At 67.4% G+C, this 18,100-nt stretch carries 16 protein-coding genes; 15 read left to right on the top strand and 1 reads right to left on the bottom strand.

The features are described from left to right. Positions 1–37 precede the first annotated feature (37 nt). The 11 genes from K0H49_RS12705 (at position 38) to aspS (ending at position 13,288) form a co-directional block, all read left to right on the top strand. On the top strand, positions 38–3,916 hold the full coding sequence (locus K0H49_RS12705) for a DUF3683 domain-containing protein (RefSeq protein ID WP_219212586.1): 3,879 nt from the start codon (positions 38–40) through the stop codon (positions 3,914–3,916). Continuing rightward, positions 3,913–4,356 (top strand): HIT family protein, encoded by a 444-nt coding sequence (locus K0H49_RS12700; RefSeq protein WP_219212584.1) that lies wholly within the window; start codon positions 3,913–3,915, stop codon positions 4,354–4,356. The genes K0H49_RS12705 and K0H49_RS12700 overlap by 4 nt, the downstream gene beginning before the upstream one ends. Then, the gene (locus K0H49_RS12695; RefSeq protein ID WP_219212582.1) at positions 4,356–4,769 is read left to right on the top strand and encodes a gamma-butyrobetaine hydroxylase-like domain-containing protein; all 414 of its coding nucleotides are present in this window, start codon (positions 4,356–4,358) and stop codon (positions 4,767–4,769) included. Before K0H49_RS12700 ends, K0H49_RS12695 begins: the two co-directional genes overlap by 1 nt. A gap of 78 nt (positions 4,770–4,847) precedes the next feature. Next, a complete protein-coding gene (gene ubiE / locus K0H49_RS12690; protein ID WP_219212579.1) occupies positions 4,848–5,579 on the top strand; it encodes a bifunctional demethylmenaquinone methyltransferase/2-methoxy-6-polyprenyl-1,4-benzoquinol methylase UbiE in 732 nt (243 codons plus the stop codon). A 46-nt stretch (positions 5,580–5,625) separates the two neighbouring features. After that, complete coding sequence (locus tag K0H49_RS12685; protein WP_219213292.1) at positions 5,626–6,666, top strand: Tim44 domain-containing protein; 1,041 nt, start codon at positions 5,626–5,628, stop codon at positions 6,664–6,666. A 70-nt stretch (positions 6,667–6,736) separates the two neighbouring features. Continuing rightward, positions 6,737–7,294 (top strand): ubiquinone biosynthesis accessory factor UbiJ, encoded by a 558-nt coding sequence (locus tag K0H49_RS12680; RefSeq protein WP_219212577.1) that lies wholly within the window; start codon positions 6,737–6,739, stop codon positions 7,292–7,294. After that, a complete protein-coding gene (gene ubiB / locus K0H49_RS12675; RefSeq protein WP_219212575.1) occupies positions 7,291–8,856 on the top strand; it encodes a ubiquinone biosynthesis regulatory protein kinase UbiB in 1,566 nt (521 codons plus the stop codon). The genes K0H49_RS12680 and ubiB overlap by 4 nt, the downstream gene beginning before the upstream one ends. A gap of 66 nt (positions 8,857–8,922) precedes the next feature. Further along, complete coding sequence (locus K0H49_RS12670) at positions 8,923–10,371, top strand: sodium:solute symporter family protein (RefSeq protein WP_219212573.1); 1,449 nt, start codon at positions 8,923–8,925, stop codon at positions 10,369–10,371. A gap of 81 nt (positions 10,372–10,452) precedes the next feature. Then, positions 10,453–10,803 (top strand): FmdB family zinc ribbon protein, encoded by a 351-nt coding sequence (locus tag K0H49_RS12665; RefSeq protein WP_219212571.1) that lies wholly within the window; start codon positions 10,453–10,455, stop codon positions 10,801–10,803. A gap of 17 nt (positions 10,804–10,820) precedes the next feature. Continuing rightward, positions 10,821–11,444 carry a DUF502 domain-containing protein gene (locus tag K0H49_RS12660; RefSeq protein ID WP_219212569.1) on the top strand — a complete coding sequence of 208 codons (624 nt, stop codon included), beginning with the start codon at positions 10,821–10,823 and terminating at the stop codon, positions 11,442–11,444. Between the two features lie 35 nt (positions 11,445–11,479). Next, positions 11,480–13,288, top strand: a complete 1,809-nt coding sequence (gene aspS / locus K0H49_RS12655; RefSeq protein WP_219212566.1) for an aspartate--tRNA ligase — start codon at positions 11,480–11,482, stop codon at positions 13,286–13,288. Between the two features lie 101 nt (positions 13,289–13,389). Here aspS and mqo read toward each other — a convergent pair whose 3' ends face one another. Next, on the bottom strand, positions 13,390–15,051 hold the full coding sequence (gene mqo / locus K0H49_RS12650) for a malate dehydrogenase (quinone) (RefSeq protein ID WP_219213289.1): 1,662 nt from the start codon (positions 15,049–15,051) through the stop codon (positions 13,390–13,392). Between the two features lie 399 nt (positions 15,052–15,450). Between mqo and nudB the strand changes: the two genes are divergently transcribed. From nudB to K0H49_RS12630, 4 genes are all read left to right on the top strand, one after another. Further along, a complete protein-coding gene (gene nudB, locus K0H49_RS12645; protein ID WP_219212564.1) occupies positions 15,451–15,912 on the top strand; it encodes a dihydroneopterin triphosphate diphosphatase in 462 nt (153 codons plus the stop codon). Continuing rightward, positions 15,909–16,667 (top strand): endonuclease/exonuclease/phosphatase family protein, encoded by a 759-nt coding sequence (locus tag K0H49_RS12640; RefSeq protein WP_219212562.1) that lies wholly within the window; start codon positions 15,909–15,911, stop codon positions 16,665–16,667. The genes nudB and K0H49_RS12640 overlap by 4 nt, the downstream gene beginning before the upstream one ends. Positions 16,668–16,737: 70 nt before the next feature. Then, on the top strand, positions 16,738–17,469 hold the full coding sequence (gene folE, locus K0H49_RS12635; protein WP_219212561.1) for a GTP cyclohydrolase I: 732 nt from the start codon (positions 16,738–16,740) through the stop codon (positions 17,467–17,469). A gap of 5 nt (positions 17,470–17,474) precedes the next feature. Continuing rightward, a complete protein-coding gene (locus tag K0H49_RS12630; RefSeq protein ID WP_219212559.1) occupies positions 17,475–17,897 on the top strand; it encodes a BLUF domain-containing protein in 423 nt (140 codons plus the stop codon). The last annotated feature ends 203 nt before the right edge of the window (positions 17,898–18,100 follow it).

Genomic DNA, 18,100 nt, shown 5'->3' with positions numbered 1-18,100 from the left:
TTCAAGGGCGCGCAGCGTCCTGCCGAGGTGCTCCCCGATGAACGCTCCGATCGCGCTGACTGCGTTGTTGACGCAGGCCGCAGAGCCTGCCCGACTGCGCGAGATCCCGTACAACTACACCAGCTTCTCCGACCGGGAGATCGTGATCCGCCTGCTGGGCGAACGCGGCTGGACGCTGCTGCAGTCGCTGCGCGACGAGCGCCGCACCGGCCGCTCGGCCCGCATGCTCTACGAGGTGCTGGGCGACATCTGGGTGGTGCAGCGCAACCCCTACCTGGTCGACGACCTGCTGGACAACCCGCGCCGCCGAGGCCAGCTGGTCGATGCGCTCAACCACCGGCTGAGCGAAGTCGCCAAGCGCCGCACCCCCGACGTCGACGCCCAGCGCGACCTGCTGGTCGGTGAGCTGACCACGCTGGTGGCGCAGGCCATCGCGTCCTTCGACACCATGTTCCGCAACGTCGCCGCGCTGCGCCGCAAGGCCACGCGCGCCTTCGGCCGGCTCACCGCCAAGGACAACGTCAAGTTCGACGGCCTGTCGCGCGTGTCGCACGTGACCGATGCCACCGACTGGCGCGTGGAGTACCCCTTCGTGGTGCTGTGCCCCGACACCGAGGCCGAGATGGCCCTGCTGGTCAAGGGCTGCATCGAGCTGGGCCTGACCATCATCCCGCGCGGCGGCGGCACCGGCTACACCGGCGGCGCGATCCCGCTGACCTGGAACAGCGCGGTCATCAACACCGAGAAGCTCGAGGCCATGACCGAGGTCGAGTTCATGGCGCTGCCGGGCCTGGAGGCGCCCGTGCCCACGGTCTGGACCGAGGCCGGCGTGGTCACCCAGCGCGTGGCCGACGCGGCCGAGCGCGCGGGCTACGTGTTCGCGGTCGACCCGACCTCGGCCGAAGCCTCCTGCGTGGGCGGCAACGTCGCGATGAACGCGGGCGGCAAGAAGGCCGTGCTGTGGGGCACGGCGCTGGACAACCTGGCCTCCTGGCGCATGGTGACGCCGCAGGCCGAATGGCTCGAGGTCACGCGCATCGGCCACAACCTGGGCAAGATCCACGACGCCGAGCGCGCCGTGTTCGAGTTGCAGTACTTCGCGGCCGACGGCAAGACCAGGCTGCGCACCGAAATCCTCGACATCCCGGGCAAGACCTTCCGCAAGGAGGGCCTGGGCAAGGACGTGACCGACAAGTTCCTCTCGGGCCTGCCGGGCATCCAGAAGGAGGGCTGCGACGGCCTGATCACCAGCTGCCGCTGGGTGGTGCACAAGATGCCCGCGCACACCCGCACCGTGTGCCTGGAGTTCTTCGGCAACGCCAAGGACGCGGTGCCCAGCATCGTCGAGATCAAGGACTTCATGTTCGCCGAGCAGAAGCGCTCGGGCGTGCTGCTCGCGGGCCTGGAGCACCTGGACGACCGCTACCTCAAGGCGGTTGGCTACGCCACCAAGTCGAAGAAGCACGGCGGCCTGCCGAAGATGGTGCTGTTCGGCGACATCGCGGGCGACGACGCCGATGCGGTGGCGCGCGTCACCTCGGAAGTGGTGCGTATCGCGAATTCGCGCAGCGGCGAGGGCTTCATCGCCATCAGCCCGGAGGCGCGCAAGAAGTTCTGGCTCGACCGCAAGCGCACGGCCGCGATCAGCAAGCACACCAACGCCTTCAAGATCAACGAGGACGTGGTGATCCCGCTGCCGCGCATGGCCGAATACACCGACGGCATCGAGCGCATCAACATCGAGCTCTCGCTGCAGAACAAGCTGGCCTTCGCCGACGCGCTGGAGGCCTTCTTCCTGCGCGGCAACCTGCCGCTTGGCAAGAGCGACGACGCCAACGACATTCCCTCGGCCGAGCTGCTGGAGGACCGCGTGGCGCAGGCCGTGGCCCTGGTGCAGGAGGTGCGCGCGCTGTGGGCCGGCTGGCTGCAGGACGTCGACGCGCTGTTCCCGCGCCTGCAGGACCACACGCTGCGCGCAAGCTGGAAGACCCAGATCCGCCAGCCGCTGCAGGCCATCTTCAGCGGCGCCGAGTTCGCGCCGATCCTGGCCGAGTGCGCGGCCATCCACCAGCGCGTGCTCAAGGGCCGCGTGTGGGTGGCGCTGCACATGCACGCGGGCGACGGCAACGTGCACACCAACCTGCCGGTCAACAGCGACAACTACGAGATGCTGCAGACCGCCCATGCGGCGGTGGTGCGCATCATGGCGCTGGCGCGCAGCCTCGACGGCGTGATCTCGGGCGAGCACGGCATCGGCATCACCAAGCTCGAATTCCTGAGCGACGCCGAGCTGCAGCCCTTCACCGACTACAAGCAGCGCGTCGACCCCGAAGGCCGCTTCAACAAGGGCAAGCTGCTGCGCGGCGATTCGCCGGCCGCGCACGGCCTGCAGGCCGACCTCACCAACGCCTACACGCCCAGTTTCGGCCTGATGGGCCACGAGTCGCTGATCATGCAGCAGAGCGACATCGGCGCCATCGCCGATTCGGTCAAGGACTGCCTGCGCTGCGGCAAGTGCAAGCCGGTCTGCGCCACCCACGTGCCGCGCGCCAACCTGCTCTACAGCCCGCGCAACAAGATCCTCGCGACCTCGCTGCTGGTCGAGGCCTTCCTCTACGAGGAGCAGACCCGGCGCGGCGTGAGCATCAAGCACTGGCAGGAGTTCGAGGACGTGGCCGACCACTGCACGGTCTGCCACAAGTGCCTCACGCCCTGCCCGGTGAAGATCGACTTCGGCGAGGTGTCGATGCACATGCGCAACCTGCTGCGCAAGATGGGCCAGAAGAGCTTCCGGCCCGGCAACGCGGCCGCCATGCTGTTCCTCAACGCGACCAGCCCGCAGACCATCAAGGCCATGCGCCTGGGCATGGTGGGCATCGGCTTCAAGGCGCAGCGCCTGGCCAACGACCTGCTGCGCCGCGTGGCGCGCAAGCAGACGGCCGCGCCGCCGGCCACGCTGGGCCCGGCGCCGATCAAGGAGCAGGTGATCCACTTCATCAACAAGAAGATGCCCGGCGGCCTGCCCAAGCAGACGGCGCGCGCGCTGCTGGACATCGAGGATGCCGACTACGTGCCGATCATCCGCAACCCCAAGGCCACGACCTCCGAGACCGAGGCGGTGTTCTACTTCCCGGGCTGCGGCTCGGAGCGGCTGTTCTCGCAGGTGGGCCTGGCGACGCAGGCCATGCTCTGGCATGCGGGCGTGCAGACGGTGCTGCCGCCGGGCTACCTGTGCTGCGGCTATCCGCAGCGCGGCAGCGGCCAGTTCGACAAGGCCGAGAAGATGATCACCGACAACCGCGTGCTCTTCCACCGCGTGGCCAACACGCTCAACTACCTCGACATCAAGACGGTGGTGGTGAGCTGCGGCACCTGCTACGACCAGCTGCAGGGCTACCAGTTCGACAAGATCTTCCCGGGCTGCCGGATCATCGACATCCACGAGTACCTGCTCGAGAAGGGCATCACGCTGGGCGATGCCGGCGGTGGCGGCTACCTGTACCACGACCCCTGCCACAGCCCGATGAAGCTGCAGGACCCGATGAAGACCGTCAAGGCGCTGGTGGGCGACAACGTGCTCAAGAACGACCGCTGCTGCGGCGAATCGGGCACCCTGGGCGTGACGCGGCCCGACATCTCGACCCAGATCCGCTTCCGCAAGGAAGAGGAGCTCAAGAAGGGCGAGGCCGCGCTACGCGACAGCGGCAAGGTCGCGGCCCAGGGCAACGTGAAGATCCTCACCAGCTGCCCGAGCTGCCTGCAGGGCCTCTCGCGCTACGGCAACGACCTGAACAACGGTTTGCTCGAAGCCGACTACATCGTGGTCGAGATGGCCAACCAGATCCTGGGCGATCAGTGGCTGCCGGAGTACGTCGCGGCTGCGAACAGCGGCGGCATCGAGCGGGTGCTCGTATGAGTGCCCAGCGTGACGGCTGCGTGCTCTGCGAAACCCCCGGCGGCCGCCTGGTCTTCGAGACACCGCAGTTGCGCGTGATCCACGCCGAGGAGGCGGGCTTTCCCGCCTTCTACCGCGTGATCTGGCAAGCGCATGCCGCGGAGTTCTCCGACCTGTCGAGCACCGATCGGGCGCTCTGCATGGAGGCGGTGGCGATCGTCGAGCAGAGCCTGCGCACGCATGTCGCGCCGGCCAAGATCAACCTGGCGGCGCTCGGCAACATGGTGCCGCACCTGCACTGGCACGTGATCGCCCGCTTCGATTGGGACACGCGCTTCCCGGCACCCGTCTGGGCGACGGCGCAGCGAGACCGCGACGCCGGCAGGGAGGCGGGCGTCGCGGCGGCACTGCCTGCGGCCGAGGCTGCGATGATCGCGGCACTCAGCAAAAGGACATCCTGATGGCAGGTCTGCAAGCCGGCGCTCCGACGCCCCAATCGATCACGGTGCACAACAAGTCGAAAGTGCTCGAGGTCGGCTTCTCCGACGGCGCGAGCTTTCGCATCCCCTTCGAGCTGATGCGGATCTACTCGCCCTCGGCCGAAGTGCAGGGGCATGGCCCGGGCGAGGAGGTGCTGCAGACCGGCAAGCGCGAGGTCGGCCTGCTCGAACTCGAGCCGGTGGGCAACTACGCGGTCAAGCCGGTGTTCACCGACGGCCACGAGAGCGGCATCTTCACCTGGACGCTGCTCTACGAACTGGGCCAGAAGCAGGCGGCCCTGTGGGCCGAATACGAGCGGCGCCTGGCCGCCGCGGGCGTCGAGCGCGACGCCCCGATGGCGCCCAAGGGCGGCCACGGCTGCAGCAGCCACTGAGGCCCGCGGCGGCAATGTCCGCCGTCGCTGCGGGGTCGTCCACTTGATGGCAGGCGCTTCCGCCCTAACATCGGGTGCATGAGCACCACCCATTTCGGTTTTGAGAACGTCGACGAAAGCGACAAGGCGCGCCGCGTGCGCGGCGTCTTCGATTCGGTCGCCACCCGCTACGACATCATGAACGACCTGATGTCGATGGGCCTGCACCGCGCCTGGAAGGCCTACACGGTGATGGTGGCCAACGTCGGCGAGGGCTCGCGCGTGCTCGACATCGCCGGCGGCACGGGCGACCTGGCCCTGGCCTTCGCCAAGAAGGTCGGCGCCTCCGGCCAGGTGGTGCACACCGACATCAACGAGGCCATGCTGAGCACCGGCCGCGACCGCCTGCTCGACGCCGGCGTGGCCTTGCCCACCATGGTCTGCGACGCCGAGAAGCTGCCCTTCGCCGACGCCCACTTCGACGTCGTGACGGTGGCCTTCGGCCTGCGCAACATGACCCACAAGGACGCGGCCATCAAGGAGATGAACCGTGTGCTCAAGCCCGGCGGCAAGCTGCTGGTGCTGGAGTTCTCCAAGGTCGCCAAGCCCCTGCAGAAGGCCTACGACTGGTATTCCTTTAAGGTGCTGCCGCGCCTGGGCAAGGTGGTGGCGGGCGACGACGCGAGCTACCGCTACCTGGCCGAGTCGATCCGGATGCATCCGGCGCAGGAAGAGCTCAAGACCCTCATGAAAGAGGGTGGTTTCGGGCATGTGGACTATCACAACATGACGGGGGGCGTGGTCGCCCTGCATGTTGGAATCAAGTGTTGAATTGACGATTGCAGTGCCATTTATGGCGATCTGAGGAGACTTCATGATGAAAAAATTGGGTACCGTTTTGCTGGTGTGCGCCATGACCTTGGTCGGCATGCAGGCTGAGGCCGCGCGCATGGGCGGCGGCAAGTCCTTTGGCCGCCAATCGGGCAACGTGACGCAACGCCAGGCGACCCCGCCGGCCAACACGCCGGGTGCACCGGCACAGAACGCGACCAACGCCGCGCCCGCCAAGCCCGCTGGCGCCGCCCCTGCGGCCGCCGCGGCACCCAAGCGCCCATGGGGCGCGATGCTGGGCGGCCTGGCCGCCGGCCTGGGCCTGGCCTGGCTCGCCAATTCGCTGGGCCTGGGCGCCGCCTTCGGCAACATGCTGCTGATCGGTCTGCTGGTGCTGGCGGCGGTGGTGGTGTGGCGCATCTTCGCGGCGCGTTCGCGGCAACAGAACGGCTCGGGCCAGGGTGGCTTCGCCTTCCAGGGCGCGGGCAGCCCCGGCAACCCTGCGGCGCCAGCGCAGTACAACCCCGGCAACGTCGGCAACGATGCCTCGGCGCGTCCCTGGGAGCAGCAGAACGCTGCCTTCGACAGCGCGCCGGCGCCAGCGCAGGCCGGCAACGGCGGTTCGTCGATGGCCGGTGCGGCCGTGGCGGGTGGCGCCAGCATGATCGGTTCGGCACTCGACGGCGCCCAGTCGTGGGGCATTCCGGCCGGCTTCGACGTCGACGGCTTCCTGGCCGCGGCCAAGCGCAACTTCGTGACCCTGCAGGGCGCATGGGACCGCAACGACATCCAGACCTTGCGTTCGATGATGACCGACAGCATGGTCGGCGAGATCCAGTCGCAGCTGGCGGAGCGCGAAGTGCACACCGGCAGCCAGCCCAACAAGACCGAGGTCGTGATGCTCGACGCCAAGCTGCTGGGCATCGAGGAAGCGCCGGATGCCTACCTGGCGAGCGTCGAGTTCTCGGGGATGATCCGCGAAGACGCATCGGCCGGCCCGAGCCCGTTCCGCGAAGTCTGGAACATGGCCAAGCCGACCGATGGCCGCGGCGGCTGGCTGGTGGCGGGCGTCCAGGCGCTGCAATGAGGCCATAGATAGGCGCGATCTGTCGCGCCACAGGCCCCGATCCAGGGGCCGGGTCGGGAATAATGGGGACATGGCCACACCATCGTCCCCATTCGCTTTTTTGAATGACCTCGTCAGCCGTATCGGCACCCGGCTGCAGCCGCCGCCGTGGGCCGTGCACGAGGTCCAGCACCGCGCGGTGCTCTTCCTCAACCATGTGCTGCAGCAAGAACCCGAGGCGCAGCAGCGCCTGGTGCGGCAGAAGGGGCGTGTCGTGCAGTTCGAGTGGAGCTTCGTCACGATGCGGCTGATCGCCACGCCGGCCGGCCTGCTCGACCTGGCGCCCGAGGGCGCGGTCCCCGAACTCACGCTCACCGTGACCGACACCTCGCCGTTCGACCTGGCCCGCGCCACCTTGCGCGGGGACAAGCCGGCGGTGCGCATCGTCGGCGACGTGCAGCTCGCGGCCGAGGTGAACTGGCTGGTCGACCATGTGCGCTGGGACGTCGAGGACGACCTCGCCCGCGTGATCGGCGACGTGCCGGCCCATACCCTGGGCAACGCAGCGCGCCGCGTCGTCGCCGCGCTGCGGCAGTTCGTCGGCGATCGCACGCGCAAACCAGGCATTGGCGGCGCGGGCGTCGAATGACGCGCTTCTATCGCGGCATCTTCATCGTCTGGGTCGCGCTGCGCTACGGCCTCGACGAGCTCGTGCTCACGAGCTTCCAGAAGCCCTGGCTTCGGATCGTGGCGCGCGTCGTCTCGATCGGCCGCAACCTCGATGCGCCGCGCGGCCAGCGGTTGCGCGAGGCGCTCGAGCGCCTCGGCCCGATCTTCGTCAAGTTCGGCCAGGTGCTCTCGACACGGCGCGACCTGCTGCCGCCCGACATCGCCGACGAGCTGGCCTGGCTGCAGGACCGGGTGCCACCCTTTCCCTCGGCCATCGCCATCGCCACCATCGAGCGCGCCTTCCGCCGCCCGGTCGGCGAGGTGTTCGTGCAGTTCGACGAGACCCCGGTGGCCAGCGCGTCGATCGCGCAGGTCCATTTCGCGACCGTGCGCGATGCCAAGGGCACGCTGCGCGACGTGGCGGTCAAGGTGCTGCGCCCGGGCATGCGCACGGTCATGGAGAAAGACCTGGCGCTGATGGCCATGATGGCCCGATGGGTCGAGAACCTTTCGGCCGACGGCAAGCGCCTCAAGCCGCGCGAGGTGATCGCCGAGTTCGACAAGTACCTGCACGACGAGCTCGACCTGGTGCGCGAAGCCGCCAATGCCGCGCAACTGCGCCGCAACATGGAGACGCTCGAGCTGGTGCTGATCCCCGAGATGCTCTGGGACTACTGCCACCCGGAAGTGATCGTGATGGAGCGCATGAACGGCGTGCCCATCGCGCAGCTCGAGCGCCTGCGCGCGGCCGGTGTCGACATCCCCAAGCTGGCGCGCGACGGCGTCACCATCTTCTTCACCCAGGTGTTCCGCGACGGCTTCTTCCATGCCGACATGCACCCCGGCAACATCATGGTGAGCCTGCAGCCGCAGACCTTCGGGCGCTACATCTCGCTCGACTTCGGCATCGTGGGCACGCTCACCGAGACCGACAAGGAATACCTGGCGCAGAACTTCGTGGCCTTCTTCCGGCGCGACTACAAGCGCGTGGCCGAACTGCACCTTGAGAGCGGTTGGGTGCCAGAGGGCACGCGCATCGACGAGCTCGAGGCCGCGATCCGCACCGTGTGCGAGCCCTACTTCGACCGGCCGCTCAAGGAGATCTCGCTGGGCATGGTGCTGATGCGGCTGTTCCAGACCTCGCGCCGCTTCCACGTCGAGATCCAGCCCCAGCTGGTGCTGCTGCAGAAGACGCTGCTCAACATCGAGGGCCTGGGCCGCCAGCTCGACCCCGAGCTCGACCTCTGGGCCACGGCCAAGCCCTTCCTCGAGAAGTGGATGCTCGACCAGATCGGCCCCAAGCGCCTGTTCGCGCAGCTCAAGGCCGAGGCCCCGCGCTACGCCAAGCTGCTGCCGCAGCTGCCGCGCCTGCTGCACGAGTTCCTGGAGAACAAGCCGGCCGACCATCGCCGGGAACTGCTCGAGCTGCTGGCGGCGCAGAAACGCACCAACCGGCTGTTGCAGATCGTGATCGCCACGGCCCTGGGCTTCGTGCTGGGCATGGTCGTGATGCAGATCGTCGTGCGCGTCCAGGTCTTCTGACTGGCACGGCCCTTGCGCGGCCTTCAAGAGCCGCATTGAATTGAGAGAAGAAGAGGAGAAATCGTCGTGTTGTTGACCCTGGTCGCCGTCTACCTGTTGCTCACGATCGCCATCGGGCTCTATGCGGCCCGGCGGGTCAAGAACACCACCGACTTCGCGATTGCCGGGCGGCATCTGCCGCTCTTCATGATCGTGACCACCACCTTCGCGACCTGGTTCGGGTCCGAGACGGTGCTGGGCATTCCGGCCAAGTTCATCGAGGGCGGCCTGAACGGCGTCATCGAAGACCCCTTCGGCGCCGGCACCTGCCTGATCCTGGTGGGCCTGTTCTTCGCCGGCAAGCTCTACCGCATGACGCTGCTGACCATCAGCGACTACTACCGCGAGCGCTATGGCCGGGTGATCGAAGTGGCGTGCTCGCTGATCATCATGCTGAGCTACCTGGGCTGGGTCTCGGCGCAGGTCACGGCGCTGGGTCTGGTCTTCAACGTGCTGTCGGGCGGCGCCATCGGCGTGTCGCTGGGCATGGTGATCGGCGTGGTGTCGATCCTGGCCTATACGCTCTTCGGCGGGATGTGGTCGGTGGCCGTCACCGACTTCATCCAGATGATCATCCTGGTGCTGGGCCTGGCGGTGATCGCGGTGTTCGCGGGCCAGATGGCCGGCGGCGCGGACAAGGTGGTGGCCTTCGCCGTCAGCAAGGACCTGTTCAAGTTCTGGCCCGAGCCGAACTACAAGGACATGGTTTTCTTTTTCGCCGCGGCCATCACCATGATGCTGGGCTCGATCCCGCAGCAGGACGTGTTCCAGCGCGTGATGTCGGCCAACAACGTCAAGTCCGCGACCCGCGGCCCGGTGATCGGCGGCATCGCCTACATCCTGTTCGCCTTCGTCCCGATGTTCCTGGTGGCCAGCGCGCTGCTGATCATGCCGGAGCAGACCGCGGCCCTGCTCAAGGACGACCCGCAGAAGGTGCTGCCCACGCTGGTGCTCGAGAAGATGCCTTTCGTGATGCAGGTGCTCTTCTTCGGTGCGCTGCTGTCGGCCATCAAGTCGACCGCCTCGGCCACCCTGCTGGCACCGAGCGTGACCTTCACCGAGAACATCTGGCGCCAGTTCCGCCCGGCCGGCAACGACCGCGAGAACCTGCGCACCATGCGCATCACCACGCTGGTCTTCAGCGCCGCGGTGCTGGCCTATTCGATCCGCATGCAGGGCACGCCCATCTACGAACTGGTCTCCGGTGCCTACCAGGTGCCCCTGGTCGGTGCCTTCGTGCCGCTGGTGTGCGGGCTCTACTGGCAGCGCGCGACCACGCAGGGCGCCATGGCGGCGGTGCTGCTGGGCATCGGCACCTGGCTGCTGTTCCTGGCGCTGCCCTGGGGCCTGGCCTTTCCGGCGCAGCTGGCCGGCGTGCTCGCGGCCTTCGTGGGCATGGTGGCCGGGTCGCTGGCGCCGCAGTGGGTGGCCAACACCCGTACGCCGCACCGCCCGCTGGTCGAGGGCACGCTCTGACGGGCGGGGTGCTTTCGGGCGCGGCCCTATAATTGCGGGCTTTGCGAGCGACAGCTGCGTCGTTCTTTTTCGCCCACTCCCATGCCTATCTACGCCTACAAGTGCAGTGCCTGCGGCTTTGCCAAAGACGCGTTGCAGAAAATGTCCGACGCCCCTCTCACGGTGTGCCCGGCCTGCGGGGCGAGCACCTTCGAGAAGCAGGTGACCGCCGCCGGCTTCCAGCTCAAGGGCTCGGGCTGGTACGTGACCGATTTCCGAGAGGGCGGCGGCAAGAAGGCCGAGCCCGCGACCGCACCGGCCTCGGGCGACAGTGCCAAGTCCGGTGAATCGTCGGCCGCGCCTGCTCCCGCGGCCAGTCCGGCGCCCGCGCCCGCTGCATCGTCCCCTGCACCGGCGCCCGCGCCGGCCCCCGCCGCCAAGAGCGGCGACTGAACGGGCCCGCCTTCGCCATGCTCGCGCTGCGCAAATGGTTGTTCGCCGGCCTGCTGGTGATCGTTCCGCTGTTCGTCACCCTGGCGGTGCTGAAGTGGATCATCGACACCCTCGACCAGACGCTCTGGCTGCTGCCCGAGGACTGGCAGAGCTGGCTCACGATGCACAAGGTGCGCGGGCTGGGCGTGCTGTTCACGCTGGCGATCCTGCTGGTGGTGGGCGCGGTGGCGAGCAATTTCATCGGCAAGCGCCTGCTGGGCTGGGGCGACGCGGTGGTGCGGCGCATCCCGGTCGTGCGCTCGATCTACTCCAGCGTCAAGCAGGTGTCGGACACGCTGTTCTCCGAGAACGGCAACGCCTTTCGCACCGCGGTGCTGGTGCAGTGGCCGCGTGAAGGCGTCTGGACCATCGCGTTCGTGACCGGTACGCCGGGCGCCGACGTGCTGGCGCACCTGGGCGGCGGCGAATACCTCGGCGTCTACGTGCCGACCACGCCGAACCCCACCGGCGGCTATTTCGTGATGCTCAAGCGCAGCGACTGCATCGAACTCCAGATGAGCGTGGACGAGGCGCTCAAGTACATCGTCTCGATGGGCGTGGTCGTTCCCGGCGGCCCCGCGACCCTCGCAACTTCTTCCTGAATGAACACGCGCCCTCGGGGCGCCGGAATCGACTTATGGCCATGCGTTCTCACTACTGCGGTCTCGTGACCGAAGCCCAGATGGGCGAAACCGTCACCCTGTGCGGCTGGGTCAACCGCCGCCGCGACCATGGCGGCGTGATCTTCGTCGACGTGCGCGACCGCGAAGGCTATGTGCAGGTGGTCTGCGATCCCGACCGCGCCACCACCTTCGCCGTGGCCGAAGGCCTGCGCAACGAGTTCTGCGTGCAGATCAAGGGCCTGGTGCGCGCGCGCCCCGAAGGCACGACCAACGACGGCCTCAAGAGCGGCAAGATCGAAGTCCTGTGCCATGAGCTCAAGGTGCTGAACCCCTCGGTGACGCCTCCGTTCCTGCTCGACGACGACAACCTGTCGGAGACCACCCGCCTCACGCACCGCGTGCTCGACCTGCGCCGCCCGGCGATGCAGCGCAACATGATGCTGCGCTACAAGGTCACGATGGAGACGCGCAAGTTCCTCGACGCCAACGGCTTCATCGACATCGAGACCCCGATGCTGGGCAAGTCCACGCCCGAAGGCGCCCGTGACTACCTGGTGCCCAGCCGCGTGCACGACGGCAGCTTCTTCGCGCTGCCGCAGTCGCCCCAGCTGTTCAAGCAGCTGCTGATGGTGGCCGGCTACGACCGCTACTACCAGATCGTCAAGTGCTTCCGCGACGAGGACCTGCGCGCCGACCGCCAGCCCGAATTCACGCAGATCGACATCGAGACCTCCTTCCTGTCGGAAGAAGAGATCCGCGAGATGTTCGAAGGCATGGTCCGCACCATGTTCCGCAACGCCGCGGGCATCGACCTGCCGGTGTTCCCGACCATGACCTATGGCGACGCGATGTTCAAGTACGGTTCGGACAAGCCCGACCTGCGCGTGAAGCTCGAATTCACCGAACTCACCGAGCTGATGAAGCGCGTCGAGTTCAAGGTGTTCTCGAACGCCGCGACGCAGAAGGACGGCCGCGTGGTGGCCCTGCGCGTGCCGGGCGGCGGCGGCGAAGGCGGCCTGTCGCGCGGTGAAATCGACGCGTACCAGGAATTCGTCAAGATCTACGGCGCCAAGGGCCTGGCCTACATCAAGGTCAACGACGCGGCCGCGGGCCGCGACGGCCTGCAGAGCCCGATCGTGAAGAACCTCGACGACGCCACGCTGGCCGAGATCATCGCGCGCACCGGTGCGCGCAACGGCGACATCCTGTTCTTCGGCGCCGACAAGGAGAAGATCGTCAACGACGCGATCGGCGCGCTGCGCGTGAAGATCGGCCACAGCGCCTTCGGCAAGAAGAGCGGCCTGTTCGACGACCGCTGGGCACCGCTGTGGGTGGTGGACTTTCCGATGTTCGAGTTCGACGAGGAAGGCCAGCGCTGGTCGGCCGTGCACCATCCGTTCACGGCGCCCAAGGACGGTCATGAAGACCTCATGGACACCGCGCCCGAGAAGTGCATCGCCAAGGCCTACGACATGGTGCTCAACGGCATCGAGATGGGCGGCGGCTCGGTGCGTATCCACCGCGAGGAAGTGCAGAGCAAGGTGTTCCGCGCGCTCAAGATCAGCGCCGAGGACGCCCAGCTCAAGTTCGGCTTCCTGCTCGACGCGCTGCAGTACGGCGCGCCCCCGCATGGCGGCATCGCCATCGGCCTGGACCGCCTGGTCATGCTGATGACCGGCGCCGAGTCGATCCGCGACGTGATCGCCTTCCCCAAGACCCAGCGCGCACAGGACCTGCTGACGCAGGCGCCGAGCCCGGTCGACGAGAAGCAGCTGCGCGAACTGCACATCAAGCTGCGCAACGTCCAGCCCGCTGCGGTCTGACGACGCTGTTCGCGGCGCAGGCCGCAACAAGAAAGGGCACCCCGAGGGGTGCCCTTTTTTTTGGGGTTTTCAAAGCCGGAGCCTGCCGCTCCGGCTGCGCGTCACAGCGCGACGTCGGCCACGGGCTTGCGCTTGCGGGCGGCCGCCGGGGCACTGTCCGGTGCCGGCGCCGGCGAGGGCGCTACGGTCGGCGTGAGGTCGATGGTCGGCGGCGGGGTCAGCTGCAGCACCTGGGCCGTGGTGGTCCATTCCTGCACCACCTTCTCGGGCGAGGCGTTGAGCGCCGTGCCGTAGCTGGGCACGATCTCGCGGATCTTCGTTTGCCAGGCGGGCGTCGCCAGCTTGTCCTTGAAGACCTGCTTCATCAGGTCCAGCATGATCGGCGCCGCGGTGGAGGCGCCGGGCGAGGCGCCCAGCAGGCCGGCGAGGCTGCCGTCCTCCGAGCTGACGATCTCGGTGCCCAGCTTGAGCACGCCGCCCTTGGCTTCGTCGCGCTTGATGATCTGCACGCGCTGGCCGGCCTGCACCAGGCGCCAGTCTTCCTTCTTCGCATTCGGGAAGTATTCCTTCAATGCGTTCATCCGGTCGTTGTCCGACAGCATCAGCTGGCCGGCCAGGTACTGGACCAGCGAGAACTCGGCCATGCCCACCTTGGCCATCGGCCAGACGTTGTGCGGCGTGGTGCTGCTGAACAGGTCGAGGTAGGAGCCCTCCTTGAGGAACTTGGTCGAGAAGGTGGCGAAGGGGCCGAACAGGATCACGCGCTTGCCGTCGAGCACGCGGGTGTCGAGGTGGGGCACCGACATCGGCGGCGAGCCCACCGAGGCCTTGCCGTAGGCCTTGGCCAGGTGCTGCTCGGCGATGGCCGGGTTGTCGGTCACGAGGAAGGAGCCGCCCACCGGGAAGCCTGCGTAGTTCTTCGCTTCGGGGATGCCCGACTTCTGCAGCAGGTGCAGCGCGCCGCCGCCCGCGCCGATGAACACGAACTTGGCGTCGGTCTGGGTGGCCGTGCCGTCCTTGACGTTCTTGTAGGCGATGCGCCAGGTGCCGTCCGCGTTGCGGGTGATGTCCTGTACCTCGCTCGAGAGCTTGAGCGAAAAGTTGGGCTGCGACTGCAGGTGGCCGACGAACTGGCGCGTGATCTCGCCGAAGTTCACGTCGGTGCCGATGGGCGTCCAGGTGGCGGCGATCTTCTGGGCCGGGTCGCGGCCTTCCATCATCAGCGGCACCCATTGCTTGATCTGCGCCGGGTCTTCCGAGTACTGCATGCCGCGGAACAGCGGGCTGGCCTGCAGCGCGTCGTAGCGCTTCTTGAGGAACTGCACGTTGTCGTCGCCCCAGACGAAGCTCATGTGCGGCGTCGAGTTGATGAAGGAGCGCGGGTTTTTCAGCACGTTGTTCCTGACCTGCCAGGACCAGAACTGGCGCGAGATCTGGAAGGCCTCGTTGATCTCCACCGCCTTGGCGATCTCGATCTTGCCGTTCTTGTCTTCGGGCGTGTAGTTGAGCTCGGCCAGGGCCGAGTGGCCGGTGCCTGCGTTGTTCCAGCCGTTGGAGCTTTCCTTGGCGACGCTGTCGAGCCGCTCGACCATTTCCATGGACCAGCCGGGTTCGAGTTCGCTGAGCCAGATGCCCAGGGTCGAACTCATGATGCCGCCGCCGATGAGCATGACATCCACTTTTTTGGGTTCTGCCGCATGGGCCGTGACCAGGGCGAGGGACATCGCCAATCCCAGCAGGGCAGGGTAGGTTTTCTTCAACATCATCATCTGGTGATTCCTGTGAGTGGAAAGACGTCCGTCCTTCGCCCTGGGCCCCGAGGCGCCCGGGCCGGGCACGAGGCGCGGATGGGCGGCATGCACGATGGGTGCAGGGAGCCATGCGAACGAACGGACACAACGAGACCGAAGGCCGATGCCTTCCTCTCGAATCCGTATGTCCCCTGCACCGACGTCTACCGACTGTTGGATGGAGCCGCGCGCGGAGCTTGTGCTGCGGGCGGCGAGGCCCGGGCTCCTGGAATGCGTGGCGTGGGCTTCTCCGGGCCTGCCGGGAAGCACCATGGCTGCGTCGATGCGAATTTTACCGGGGCGCCAAAACCCGGGCCATGGCAAGGCCGCATGCGGTACCGTCGCTGCTTTGCCGTCTTCCACACGCAGCCGATGAGACCCTTCAAGATACCCGAGTCGGTGCTGGTCGTGATCCACACGCCGGCGCTCGACGTGCTGCTGATCCGCCGCGCGGATGCGGATGAGTTCTGGCAATCGGTGACGGGCAGCAAGGACCACCTCGACGAGCCACCGGCGCTCACGGCGGCGCGCGAGGTCGGCGAAGAGACCGGCATCGACTGCCTGCCCGGCAGCGCGCTGGCCTCGCAGCTGCGCGACTGGCAGTTGCAGAACGTCTACGAGATCTACCCGCGCTGGCGCGCGCGCTACGCACCGGGCGTGACGCGCAACACCGAGCAGCTGTTCGGCCTGTGCGTGCCCGAGTGCATCGTGCCGGTGCTGGCACCGCGCGAGCACACGGCCTGGCAGTGGCTGCCGTACCGCCAGGCGGCCGACGCCTGTTTTTCCCCCTCCAACGCAGAAGCCATCCTGCTGCTGCCACAATTTGCACCATGAACGCGACCGCGAACACCTTTCGGGTGGCGACCTACAACATCCACAAGGGCGTGCAGGGCATCGGCCCGGCGCGCCGGCTCGAGATCCACAACCTCGGCCATGCGATCGAGCAGCTCGATGCCGACATCGTGTGCCTGCAGGAAGTGCGCAAGATGAACCGGCAGGGCGAGCGCCATTTCGCGCGCTGGCCCGAGCTGCCGCAGGCCGACTTTCTCGCCCCCGAGGGCTACACCGCCGTCTACGAGACCAACGCCGTCACGCGCCACGGCGAGCACGGCAACGCGCTGCTCACGCGCTGGCCGGTGATCCGCACCACCCACCAGGACATCTCCGACCACCGCTTCGAACAGCGCGGCCTGCTGCACGTGCTGATCGACGTCGACGGCGCACCGGTGCATGCCATCGTGGTGCACCTGGGCCTGATCAAGGGCAGCCGTGTGCGCCAGATCGCGCGGCTGCGCGAATTCATCGAGCGCGAGATCCCGCCCGACGAGCCGGTGCTGGTGGCCGGCGACTTCAACGACTGGGGCGCGCGCATGCGCTACGCGATGAACGCCATGGGCATGCGCGATTCCAGCGACCTGCGCGGGCCGCCCACGCTGACCTATCCCTCGCGCCTGCCGGTCACGCAGCTCGACTTCATCTATGCGCGTCGGCTCGCGCCGGTCGCCTGCAGCGTGCCGCGCGGGCCGATCTGGGCCCGGATGTCCGATCACCTGCCGCTGCTGACCGATTTCTCGCTATCGAATAAGTAGCGCTGCGCGGGCACGGGGTGTGCGTCGGCGGCCCCGCGGCGTCGGGGCGTTCGCTGGTAGGATTCCCGCCATGCTCAGGAAGATCGACGCCCCCCAACCCCCCGCCGCACCGGCCGATGACGAGGGGACGCCCGTCTCCGTCAAGATCCGGGAGCGCCTGCGGGCCGCGCGCAAGCGCTTCAACGCCAACGACAACATCGCCGAATTCGTCCAGCCGGGCGAGCTCGAGGCGCTGCTCGACGAGGTCGAGGTCAAGATGAAGGGCGTGCTCGAGAGCCTGGTGATCGACGTCGAGAACGATCACAACACCGACAACACCGCACGCCGTGTCGCGAAGATGTACCTCAACGAGGTGTTCCGCGGCCGCTACGTGCCGCCGCCCTCGCTGACCGAATTCCCGAACGCCGAGCACCTCAACGAGCTCATGATCGTCGGCCCGATCACGGTGCGCAGCGCCTGCTCGCACCACTTCTGCCCGATCATCGGCAAGCTCTGGATCGGCGTGATGCCCAACGAGCACACCAACGTGATCGGCCTGTCGAAGTACGCGCGCCTGGCCGAGTGGGTGATGGGCCGGCCGCAGATCCAGGAAGAGGCGGTGGTCCAACTGGCCGACCTGATCCAGCAGAAGACCCAGCCCGACGGCCTGGCGCTGGTGATGGAGGCCGAGCACTTCTGCATGGCCTGGCGTGGCGTCAAGGAAATGGACAGCAAGATGATCAACTCCGTCATGCGCGGCGTGTTCCTCAAGGACCCGAACCTGCGCCGCGAATTCCTGTCCCTGCTGCCGCGCTCGCGCTGAACGCCATGCTGGTACGCCTCATCTACGCCAGCCGTGCGGTCGACAACAGCACGAGCGCCACCGATGCGATCCTCGCGCAATCGAGGGCGCACAACACCGCCTGCGGCATCACGGGCATCCTGTGCTACAGCGCGGGCATCTTCCTGCAGGCCATCGAAGGCGGCCGCGCGGCCGTGAGCGACCTGTACGGCCACATCCAGAAGGACCCGCGCCACAAGGACGTGGTGCTGCTGCACTACGAAGAGATCAGCGAGCGCCGTTTCGGGGGCTGGACCATGGGTCAGGTGCACCTGACCAAGGTCCATGCCGCCACGCTGCTGCGCTATTCCGAGCGCCCGGAGCTCGACCCCTACGCCGTCTCCGGCAAGGTGTCGATGGCCCTGCTCGAGGAACTGATGGCCACCGCCGCCATCGTCGGACGCAACTGAGGCACGTGATTCCCGCGTCAGGTCTCTCGCACCGCCGCGTCCGCGCCTAGATGTGAAGTGTCAAGAGGTTCTTGCGAGACATCGAGAGACGCGAGACGGGGGCCACGAGATTGATGCCGTGGTGCGGGCGGTGCCAGTTGTAGAAGTGGTTCCACACAGGCAGGGCTTCGCGGCGCTGGTCTGAGTTCGCGTAGGCGTGGCCG

It is taken from the genome of Variovorax boronicumulans (genome assembly GCF_019352895.1).
In the GTDB taxonomy this organism is placed as follows: Bacteria; Pseudomonadota; Gammaproteobacteria; order Burkholderiales; family Burkholderiaceae_C; genus Variovorax; species Variovorax boronicumulans_A.
The sequence above is the reverse complement of the archived record's forward strand: the minus strand, read 5'-3'. Positions and strand labels throughout refer to the sequence as shown.

Excerpts from the sequence above, each read along its gene's own strand:
- K0H49_RS12705 (WP_219212586.1), top strand. The coding sequence starts at position 38 with ATGAACGCTCCGATCGCGCTGACTGCGTTGTTGACGCAGGCCGCAGAG.
- K0H49_RS12700 (WP_219212584.1), top strand. The coding sequence starts at position 3,913 with ATGAGTGCCCAGCGTGACGGCTGCGTGCTCTGCGAAACCCCCGGCGGC.
- K0H49_RS12695 (WP_219212582.1), top strand. The coding sequence starts at position 4,356 with ATGGCAGGTCTGCAAGCCGGCGCTCCGACGCCCCAATCGATCACGGTG.
- ubiE (WP_219212579.1), top strand. The coding sequence starts at position 4,848 with ATGAGCACCACCCATTTCGGTTTTGAGAACGTCGACGAAAGCGACAAG.
- K0H49_RS12685 (WP_219213292.1), top strand. The coding sequence starts at position 5,626 with ATGAAAAAATTGGGTACCGTTTTGCTGGTGTGCGCCATGACCTTGGTC.
- K0H49_RS12680 (WP_219212577.1), top strand. The coding sequence starts at position 6,737 with ATGGCCACACCATCGTCCCCATTCGCTTTTTTGAATGACCTCGTCAGC.
- ubiB (WP_219212575.1), top strand. The coding sequence starts at position 7,291 with ATGACGCGCTTCTATCGCGGCATCTTCATCGTCTGGGTCGCGCTGCGC.
- K0H49_RS12665 (WP_219212571.1), top strand. The coding sequence starts at position 10,453 with ATGCCTATCTACGCCTACAAGTGCAGTGCCTGCGGCTTTGCCAAAGAC.
- K0H49_RS12660 (WP_219212569.1), top strand. The coding sequence starts at position 10,821 with ATGCTCGCGCTGCGCAAATGGTTGTTCGCCGGCCTGCTGGTGATCGTT.
- aspS (WP_219212566.1), top strand. The coding sequence starts at position 11,480 with ATGGCCATGCGTTCTCACTACTGCGGTCTCGTGACCGAAGCCCAGATG.
- mqo (WP_219213289.1), bottom strand. The coding sequence starts at position 15,051 with ATGTTGAAGAAAACCTACCCTGCCCTGCTGGGATTGGCGATGTCCCTC.
- nudB (WP_219212564.1), top strand. The coding sequence starts at position 15,451 with ATGAGACCCTTCAAGATACCCGAGTCGGTGCTGGTCGTGATCCACACG.
- K0H49_RS12640 (WP_219212562.1), top strand. The coding sequence starts at position 15,909 with ATGAACGCGACCGCGAACACCTTTCGGGTGGCGACCTACAACATCCAC.
- folE (WP_219212561.1), top strand. The coding sequence starts at position 16,738 with ATGCTCAGGAAGATCGACGCCCCCCAACCCCCCGCCGCACCGGCCGAT.
- K0H49_RS12630 (WP_219212559.1), top strand. The coding sequence starts at position 17,475 with ATGCTGGTACGCCTCATCTACGCCAGCCGTGCGGTCGACAACAGCACG.